The sequence below is a fragment of the Nocardioides albidus genome, from assembly GCF_006335005.1.
GTDB classification, from domain to species: domain Bacteria; phylum Actinomycetota; class Actinomycetes; order Propionibacteriales; family Nocardioidaceae; genus Nocardioides; species Nocardioides albidus.
The window spans coordinates 277,198-285,655 of sequence record NZ_VDMP01000025.1 but is presented as its reverse complement, the minus strand read 5'-3'; the positions used below and the strand labels follow the sequence as shown (position 1 = coordinate 285,655).

Sequence of the window (8,458 nt, the reverse complement as noted above, 5' to 3'; positions counted from 1 at the left end):
GCCCGCCGTACCCCCGTCGAAGCACGAGGACGACCTCACCCCCGAGATCGACGCCATCGTGATGAAGGCCCTCGCCAAGCGGGTCGAGGACCGCTACCAGTCCGCGGCCCAGATGCGCGCCGACATCGAGCGCTATCTCGCGGGCCGCCCGGTGCAGGCGGTGCTGCCCGCGGCGACGGCGCACACCAGCGAGACCTCGGTCGTCACGCCCCGGCACGCCGCCGTGGTCGAGCGCGACGACCACGCCGGGACCGCGATCCGGCCGCCGCTGCCGCCCGACCGTGACAGCGACCGCCGCAGCCGCGCGACCCTGTGGGTGCTGCTCGGCATCCTGGTGGCCGCGATCATCGGCACCGCGTTCTTCGTGCTGCCCCGGCTCTTCGACACCACCCCGCCGCCGGAGCGCGTGCCCAACGTCGTCCGGATGACCGAGGACGACGCCCGCGCCGCGATCGGGAAGGCCGGCTTCGAGGTCGGCACGGTGAGCGTGCGCAACGACGACAAGATCGAGGCGGGCCGCGTCATCGAGCAGAACCCCGTCGGCGACGACTACGTCGAGGCGGACTCGAGGATCAACCTCGTCGTGTCGATCGGACCGGGCCAGTTCGCCCTGCCCTCAGTGATCGAGCAGAAGAAGAGGGACGCGATCGCCGCGCTCGTGGCCGCGGGGATCAGCGAGCGCAACGTCTCCGAGCGCGAGTGCGACACCGACGAGCCCAAGGGCACGGTGGTGGAGCAGAACCCGCTCGGCTCGACCATGGTCGACCGCGACGCGACCGTCGAGCTGTGCGTCTCCGACGGACCCGAGAAGGTGCCGAACGTCATCGGCCTGAAGCAGGCCGACGCGGAGCAGGCGATCCGCGACGCCGGGTTCGTCCCGGTCGTTCGCGACGGACGCCCCGACGACGCCACCCAGAAGAAGGGCCGGATCACCGAGCAGATCCCCGGTGACGGCCGGCGGCCGAAGGGCACCGAGATCATCATCTTCGTCTCGATCTACGAGCCGGCCCCGCCGCCGCCCGCCGACACCGACGCCGACGGACTCCCCGACGGCGAGGAGGCCGCCCGCGGCACCAACCCCGCCAACCCGGACTCCGACGGCGACGGGGTCAGCGACGGCGCCGAGGTCACCGCCGGCACCGACCCGCTCAACCCCCTCGGCAGGGTGCGCCCCTGAGCCCCGCCGTCACCGCAGCGGGCGGGCGTACTGCAGGTCCACGACGCCGTCGTACGCCGGCGCCTCGACCCGCTGCTCGAAGTCGAGCTCCCAGCCCATCCGGATGAGCGGGTTGTCGGCGTCCTTGCGGTAGCCCTGGACGATCGGGTCGGCGTCGACGGCGGCGTAGAGCGCGCCGGGGTCGCCGACGGCCTCGATGACATAGGGCTGCGGGAAGGGCTGACCCTGGAGCTGGACCACCGGACCCTTGCCGCGGATGCCGGTGGTGGAGATGACCCGCTGACCCGCGATCGTCACGGCGCTGGCGCCGCCGGTCCACAGGGCGTTGACCACGGCCTGGATGTCCTGCTGGTGCACGACGAAGCGGTTGAGGCTGATCCGGTCGTCGGGCTCGAGGTCCCGGTTGCGCTCGACGGCCTCGTCGAAGAGCTCATCGGGTGCGTCGGACAGCGTGATCTGCAGACCCGGCCCGGAGCGCGGTGTCATCCCGGCCGGGTCGCGCAGGGTCGCGATCCGGCGCCGCGCCTCGCGCACCCTCTTGTCGCCGACGCCGGCGCTGAGCCGGTCGACCTCGTCGGAGAGGTCCTGGTAGCTCTCCTCGACCTTGCGGTAGTCGGCCGCCTCGCCCTCGACCAGCCCGGCCAGGTCGGTGTAGCGGCCCGGGCGCAGGTCGGAGCCCTCGCTGTTGGGGGCCGACACGGCGAGCAGGGCGCCGCTGAGCAGGACGACCACGGGCGTGCCGACCCGCCACGCCCGGGAGCGTCGGCGCGCCTCGGGACGGCGGCCCGTAGTACCTCCGGCGTGGACACCCGTCATACTGACAGTGTCCACCACACCTGAACCTGATCGAGGAGCCACCCGTGGCGAAGTCGTCCCGCCTGTCGAAGCGCAAGGAGCGCGAGGTCTTCGGCGACCCGGTGCGCGGGCCCGTGATGAGCGCGCGCTTCGCCATCGCGCTGCTGCTCATCCTCGGCGGCATCGGCTGGATCGTCTACTACTACTTCGGCATCCGGCCCACGGACGGGTTCGGCAGCATCGGCGCCGACGGCAAGGTGCGCCAGCCCGGCGGACCCTCCTTCTTCGCCGACCTCGAGGGCAAGAACTACCTGATCGGGTTCATCGCCCTCTTCCTCGGCCTGATGATCTCCGCGCACCCGAAGACCCCGCTCGGCCGCGGCCGGGGCGTCGTGGTCGGGATGCTGGGCTGCTTCCTCATCGGCCTGCTGTGGATCTGCGTCTTCTACATCTTCCTGACCGGCAACGACCCCAAGGACATCCCGATCCTGGGCGACCTCGGGCAGAAGAACCTGTTCGTCGGCATCGGGTTCATGGCCGTCGGCTTCGCCTTCGCGACCCGCTGGGAGTAGGCCCCTCCACGTACGCCGCGTACGCCGCGCCGGCGGGCCCTCGTGGTCCCCGGCGCGGTGTTCTTTTTCCCCAGAGATCTCCACAGCTGGGGAGAACTACACGGGTGTCATTCATCCACAACGGTGGAGAACCCTGGGGATAACCGTCAGGTGAGGGCGAGGGTCCGCACTGCGGTGGCGACCAGCAGCAGCGCGCCGATCGCAGAGAGCCCGACGACCTGGATCGGCGTCCGCCGCTCGCGGGGTGCGAAGACGAGCACCGCCGCGATCGCGGCGCCGCCGACGAGGCCGCCGAAGTGGCCCTGCCAGGAGACGTTGGAGAGGGTGAAGGTGAGCGCGACGTTGATCCCGATCCACACCAGCAGGCTCTGCACGTTGCCGCCGACCTTGAGCCCGACGACGACGAGCGCGCCCATCAGGCCGAAGATCGCCCCGGACGCGCCGACGGTGGTCGTCTGCTCGGCGGAGAGCCAGTACACCGCCACCGAGCCGACCAGCCCGGAGAGCAGGTAGAGCGCAAGGTAGCGCCCGCGGCCCAGGATGGTCTCGAGCTGGGGGCCGAGCACCCACAGGGCCAGCATGTTGAAGCCGAGGTGCCAGGGCTCGACGTGGGTGAACATCGAGGTGAACAGTTGCCAGAAGGCGCCGTCGCTGACCCCGTCGACCCACCGGGCGGTCGCGCCCGCGTGACAGCCGGCCTGGTCGACGAACGGGTAGTAGCCGCCGTCGCCCTCCCGGCACGATCCGGTCGCGGCGAGCGCGAAGAGCTCATAGATCCGGCTGCCGTAGCGCCCGGTCGCCATGATCGCGGCCCAGACGACCACGTTGATGCCGATCAGCGCGATCGAGACCGCGCCCGGGTTGCCGGTGATCTGGCCGCCGTACGCCGTCCTCGCCTGGCGGACCGACCTGCGGCCCTCGGCGACGCAGTCGGGGCACTGGAAGCCGACCGACGCCTCGCTCATGCAGTCGGGGCAGATCGGGCGCTCGCAGCGCTGGCAGCGGATCCAGGTCTCACGGTCGGAGTGCCGGTAGCAGGTCGGCACTCCGACCGGAGGGGTGCTCATGCGGGGATGATCAGCCGACGAGCTCGACGGACTCGATGACGACCGGCTCGACCGGGCGGTCCATCGGGCCGGTGGGGACGGCGGCGATCGCGTCGACGACGTCGCGGCCGGCCTGGTCGGCGACCTCGCCGAAGATGGTGTGCTTGAAGTTCAGCCAGGTGGTCGCGCCGACGGTGATGAAGAACTGCGAGCCGTTGGTGCCCGGGCCGGCGTTGGCCATCGCGAGCAGGTAGGGCTTGTCGAAGGTGAGCTCGGGGTGCGGCTCGTCCTTGAACTGGTAGCCCGGGCCGCCGGTGCCGGTGCCGAGGGGGCAGCCGCCCTGGATCATGAAGCCGGGGATGACCCGGTGGAAGGTGAGCCCGTCGTAGAACGGACCGCTCGCGCCGTTGCCGGCGTCGTAGGCCTTCTCGCCCGAGGCGAGGCCGGTGAAGTTGGCGACCGTCTCCGGCGCGTGGTTCGGGAACAGGTTGAGCGTGATGTCGCCCTTGTTGGTCTTCAGGACGGCCTGCGGCTCTGCCATGGAAATGCCTCGTCTCCAGCTGGTGCGGATGGGTGCGGAACGACCTCGATCCTACTGACGACGCACAGGCCGTCCTGGTGTACCTGCCGCCGGTGGCATGGTGGGATGGAGTACGCCGCCCCGCCCGGGGCGCCGGACGACGCACGGCGAAGGGAGCACGCGATGGGAAAGCTGAAGAGCCTGGTGGTCCTCGGGGCGCTGGGAGGGCTGGTGGCGGCGGTCGCGAAGAAGCTGCAGGCCGGTCGCGACGAGGGCTCGCTGTGGCAGTCCGCCCCCGACTCGGGCGCCCCCGGAGCCCCGGCCCGACCGACGCCGCCCCTGCCGCCGGAGCCGACCGAGCCGCCCGCCCCGCCGGCTCCCGCGCCCGACGAGCTGCTCGTCGACAACGCGCCCGAGCCGATCGACGAGCCGGAGGACGCGCCGCAGGATGCGCCGGAGTCGCCAGCGGTCGGCGACCGTCCGGATCCGTTGACCGATCCGCTGCCGGAGGAGCCGCAGAGCTAGCTGCTGGCGAGCTCCGCGTGGTCCTCGCGCAGGCGCTGAGCCACCCGGCGCTCCACCCAGAAGATCAGGCCGGGGACCAGTCCGGCGACCAGCATCAGCCCGAGCTGGGGGATCGTCCAGCGCGCCTTCTGGGTCAGCAGGAAGGCGACCACGACGTACCCGATGTAGATCCAGCCGTGCACCAGCCACACCGGCGTGAGGTCGTCGCCGAGCCGCTGCAGCGTGGTGCCGTCCTCGAGCAGGTACTTCAGCAGCGAGCCGACGGTGCCGACGAGCAGGAGCACGCCCACCACGAGCGCGAGCACGCGGTAGAGGGTGAAGAGCTTGGTCACGGGTCCGAGGGTACGACGGCGTCCCCGGCCGCCTCGGACTCGGCCTCCTCGGTCCCCCGCTCCGACGTGGCGTCGCGCACGTAGCGCCACCACAGGAACGCCGCGAACACCGCGAACACCCACCACTCGATCGCGTACAGGATGTTGCGCAGCCCGGTGAACCGGCTCGCCTGCGGCAACTGGTCGAGGGTCGCACCCTGCACCCCCGCCGCGGCGTCGGCGGCCGGCGGCTCCTCGGCGACCACGTAGGCGCCGTACAGGTCCTGGTCGACGCGCTGCACGAGGTCGGCGATGCGCAGTTCGGGGAGGACGTCGTCCTGCGGGTCCTCGTCGACCGCGCCGCTGCCCTCGGGCGGCTGCAGCCAGCCGGTCAGCGCGACCTCGCCGGCCGGCGGCGCCGGCAGGCTCGCGAGGTCGGTGCCGGCGGGCACCCACCCCCGCACCACGGGTACGGCGGGCGCGGAGTCGTCGCCGACGGTGATCGGGGTGACCAGCCAGTCGCCGTCCGCCCCCTGCGCGCCGGGGCGGCCGGACACCAGGACGGTGCCCGTGGCCAGGAACGTGCCGCGGACCTCCACCGGACGCCCCAGCCCGGCCGTCGGGAAGGGGTCGTCGGGGCCGATCACGTCGCCGATCGCCACCGGCTCGGCGTGGGTCAGATCGACGCGCTCGGCGTCGCGCCGGGCCTGCCAGGCGTCGTACTGCCAGCCGCCCATGCCGATGGCGATCGCCACGCAGACCAGCCCCAGCAGGTGGGCACCCCACAGCCGCATGCTCCACCACCGCACCACGCGGGCCAGCCTACGAGTGGGGGCTGAATTGCTGCGGTGGGGGACCGAACCGTGCAGATCAGGCCCGGAGATGTGCGGTCGGGGACCCAACCACAACTGGTCTGACCACTTGACCACCGGGCCAGACCCGCCTAGGTTCGAGCCATGGCTCTGCGTCCCGTCACCCGCCGCTCGGTGTCCGACCAGGTCTTCGACCAGCTCGTCGACGACGTCGTCGACGGCGAGCTCGGGGTGGGCGAGCCGCTGCCGAGCGAGCGTCGTCTCGCGGAGGTGCTGGGCGTCTCCCGGCCCGCGGTGCGCGAGGCGCTCGGTCGCATCGCGCAGACCGGGCTGGTGGAGGTCCGCCAGGGCGGCGCCACCCTGGTCCGCGACTTCCGGCGCGCTGCCGGGCTCGACCTGCTCCCGCGGCTGCTGGTGCGCAGCGGTCGACTGGACACCGCGATCGGGCGCAGCGTCATCGAGGCGCGCGCCGAGATCGGACCGGGCATCGCCGCCCTCGCCGCCGGGCGCGGCGGACCCGCGCTGGCGACCGGGCTCGACGCCGTGGTCGACGAGATGGCGACCGTGACCGACGCCGTCCGCTGGCAGGTGCTCGCCCTGGACTACTGGGACCTGCTCGTCGACGGCGCCGACTCGATGGTGTTCCGGCTGATGTTCAACAGCCTGCGCGCGGCCTACGAGCCCGCCCTGCCCGCGCTCGCGACGATCCTCGCCGACGAGGTCGGCCAGGCCGAGCCCTACCGGCTGCTCGCCGCCGCGATCCGGGCCGGCGACGCACCCACCGCCCGTGCGGCCGCCGCCCGGGTGCTGACGCCGACCGCCGACACCCTGCTCGGCGCGCTCGCCGCGATGGGGGACGACGCGTGAGCCCGCGCGAGGCCCACGCCACGCGTCGGCTCGCCGAGGACGAGGCCCGGCTCGACGGGAAGTACGTCGGCGACCGGGCCGCGGGCCGCCGTACCAACCAGACACTGGGCGAGGTGTTCGCCGAGTTCTGGCGCCACCCGAGTCCCTACCTCCTCGGGACCTGCCTGAGCGCCGCGCTCGTCGGCCGGGTCATCTCCGGGCCGGGCAGCTGGTGGGAGCTGGCGATCCCGCTCGGCCTCGGCGCCGTGCTGCCGGTCGTGGAGTGGCTCGTCCACGTGTTCGTCCTGCACTGGCGGCCGCGCCGGCTCGGCCCGCTCACCCTCGACCCGCTGCTCGCGCGCAAGCACCGCGCCCACCACGCCGACCCGCGCGCCATCCCGCTCGTCTTCATCCCCTGGCGGGCCCAGCTGTGGCTCGCGCCCGCCTGGACCGCCCTGGCGTGGCTGGTCACGCCGACGACGACGTCGATGCTCACGCTGCTGGTCGCGATCTACGCGATCACGTCGGCCTACGAGTGGACCCACTACCTGCTGCACAGCGACTACCGGCCCCGGTCCGCGTCATACCGCCGGATCTGGCGCAACCACCGGCTCCACCACTACAAGAGCGAGCACTACTGGTTCACGGTCACCTCGGCCGGGACCGCCGACCGCCTGTTCGGTACGGCGCCCGATCCGGCCACGGTGCCGACGTCACCGACGGTGCAGCGCCTCCACGACCTGGCGCGGTAGGCCGCTACCCGCGGGCCTCGGTCATCGGCCCGGTGGTCGGCCGACGCGAACAGCGCGATGCCGACGGAGGTCGCGAGGAAGGCGGCGATCAGGACCACCCGCAGGGTCGGGGAGATCGGGCTGCTGCGGGTGAAGGCCGCGGTCGTGGTGAGGATCGTCATCAGCCCGCCGTAGGCGTTGAGGCAGTTGACCGCGAGCTTGCCGCACGCCTCCGCGGATCCGTTTCGGAACACCAGACCGGGCGACCCGGACCGGGCGACCAGGTCAGCTCGGGTCAGCTCGGGCAGACGGTGAACGGCAGATGCCGCTCGCGGGTCAGCCGCGCCGCCGCGGGCGGATCGCTGAGCACGTAGCCCAGCCGGCCGCTCTCCGGGTCGGCCACGCCGCGGGCCAGGACCAGGCCGAACTCCGGACGGGTCGGCGGCATCACCTCCGCGAGCCGCATCCGGTCGAACGCGTCCTTGCGGGCCTCGCCCAGCTGGACCGTGGCGAGCTCCGTGCCGAGCGCGATCGACCAGGCCTCGAGCTCGTCGAGCCCGTGCAGCGCCGCGGCCGGGGCCGCGGCCAGCTGCTCCTCCATGCCCGCGCCGAAGACCGTGTCGAAGGGGGTGCAGCCTCGCTCGACGTACGTCGAGACCGCCTCGTTCCCGGTGAGCCCGACGAGTGCGGGGTCGGCGCCCCACGACTCCGCGGGCGCGGGAGGCTGGGCGGAGGTCGCGAGGTGGCGCGCGTCGTCGACGACCGCGCCGGCCAGCGGTCCGACGCGGGCCTCGACCGCGCGGCGCACCGCGGCCATGGGGACGTCGTCGTGGAAGGCGAGCACCCAGCCGTCCGGCCCGTCGCCACCGGACCAGCGCGCCTCCCAGGCGACGTCGTCCTGGCTGATGCCGAACTCGCCGCGGAGCCGCTGGTCGGCCGGGCGGAGCAGCCCGTCGGAGAGGGCGGCGGTGCGGGGCAGCTGCGCCCAGAAGCGGGCCCGCTCCGGAGCGGGCGTGTCCGCACCGAGCGTCGAGAACCCCAGCACCAGGCGGAGCTGGTCGAAGTCGGTGACCTCGAGGGTCGTCGCGGCCGACGGGACGAGGGTGAGGACGGCGGCGGACGG

11 protein-coding genes are annotated in these 8,458 nt (G+C 72.9%); 5 read left to right on the top strand and 6 right to left on the bottom strand.

Annotated elements, in window-relative coordinates; all coding sequences use genetic code 11:
- Positions 1 to 1,177: PASTA domain-containing protein (locus FHP29_RS14540; RefSeq protein ID WP_205014130.1), on the top strand; the 1,177-nt coding region annotated here is incomplete at its 5' end.
- A gap of 9 nt (positions 1,178 to 1,186) precedes the next feature.
- Here the strand turns inward: FHP29_RS14540 and FHP29_RS14535 are convergent.
- Entirely contained in the window at positions 1,187 to 1,993 is an 807-nt protein-coding gene (locus FHP29_RS14535; RefSeq protein ID WP_139623576.1) for a DUF881 domain-containing protein, read from the bottom strand.
- A gap of 44 nt (positions 1,994 to 2,037) precedes the next feature.
- Between FHP29_RS14535 and FHP29_RS14530 the strand changes: the two genes are divergently transcribed.
- Complete coding sequence (locus tag FHP29_RS14530; protein WP_240044514.1) at positions 2,038 to 2,544, top strand: cell division protein CrgA; 507 nt, start codon at positions 2,038 to 2,040, stop codon at positions 2,542 to 2,544.
- A 146-nt stretch (positions 2,545 to 2,690) separates the two neighbouring features.
- Here the strand turns inward: FHP29_RS14530 and FHP29_RS14525 are convergent, their stop codons facing one another.
- The gene (locus tag FHP29_RS14525) at positions 2,691 to 3,611 is read right to left on the bottom strand and encodes a rhomboid family intramembrane serine protease (protein WP_139623575.1); all 921 of its coding nucleotides are present in this window, start codon (positions 3,609 to 3,611) and stop codon (positions 2,691 to 2,693) included.
- A gap of 10 nt (positions 3,612 to 3,621) precedes the next feature.
- Positions 3,622 to 4,131 carry a peptidylprolyl isomerase gene (locus FHP29_RS14520; RefSeq protein WP_139623574.1) on the bottom strand — a complete coding sequence of 170 codons (510 nt, stop codon included), beginning with the start codon at positions 4,129 to 4,131 and terminating at the stop codon, positions 3,622 to 3,624.
- A gap of 162 nt (positions 4,132 to 4,293) precedes the next feature.
- Between FHP29_RS14520 and FHP29_RS14515 the strand changes: the two genes are divergently transcribed.
- The gene (locus tag FHP29_RS14515) at positions 4,294 to 4,635 is read left to right on the top strand and encodes a DLW-39 family protein (RefSeq protein WP_139623573.1); all 342 of its coding nucleotides are present in this window, start codon (positions 4,294 to 4,296) and stop codon (positions 4,633 to 4,635) included.
- Here the strand turns inward: FHP29_RS14515 and FHP29_RS14510 are convergent.
- Entirely contained in the window at positions 4,632 to 4,967 is a 336-nt protein-coding gene (locus tag FHP29_RS14510; protein WP_139623572.1) for a DUF3817 domain-containing protein, read from the bottom strand. The two genes, FHP29_RS14515 and FHP29_RS14510, sit on opposite strands and share 4 nt — an antisense overlap.
- On the bottom strand, positions 4,964 to 5,758 hold the full coding sequence (locus tag FHP29_RS14505; protein WP_139623571.1) for an SURF1 family protein: 795 nt from the start codon (positions 5,756 to 5,758) through the stop codon (positions 4,964 to 4,966). The genes FHP29_RS14510 and FHP29_RS14505 overlap by 4 nt, the downstream gene beginning before the upstream one ends.
- Positions 5,759 to 5,902: 144 nt before the next feature.
- Between FHP29_RS14505 and FHP29_RS14500 the strand changes: the two genes are divergently transcribed.
- Positions 5,903 to 6,625 carry a FadR/GntR family transcriptional regulator gene (locus tag FHP29_RS14500; RefSeq protein WP_139623570.1) on the top strand — a complete coding sequence of 241 codons (723 nt, stop codon included), beginning with the start codon at positions 5,903 to 5,905 and terminating at the stop codon, positions 6,623 to 6,625.
- Positions 6,622 to 7,356 carry a sterol desaturase family protein gene (locus FHP29_RS14495; RefSeq protein WP_139623569.1) on the top strand — a complete coding sequence of 245 codons (735 nt, stop codon included), beginning with the start codon at positions 6,622 to 6,624 and terminating at the stop codon, positions 7,354 to 7,356. Before FHP29_RS14500 ends, FHP29_RS14495 begins: the two co-directional genes overlap by 4 nt.
- A 274-nt stretch (positions 7,357 to 7,630) precedes the next feature.
- Here FHP29_RS14495 and FHP29_RS14490 read toward each other — a convergent pair.
- The coding region (locus FHP29_RS14490; RefSeq protein ID WP_158296577.1) for a hypothetical protein at positions 7,631 to 8,458 on the bottom strand (828 nt) is incomplete at its 5' end.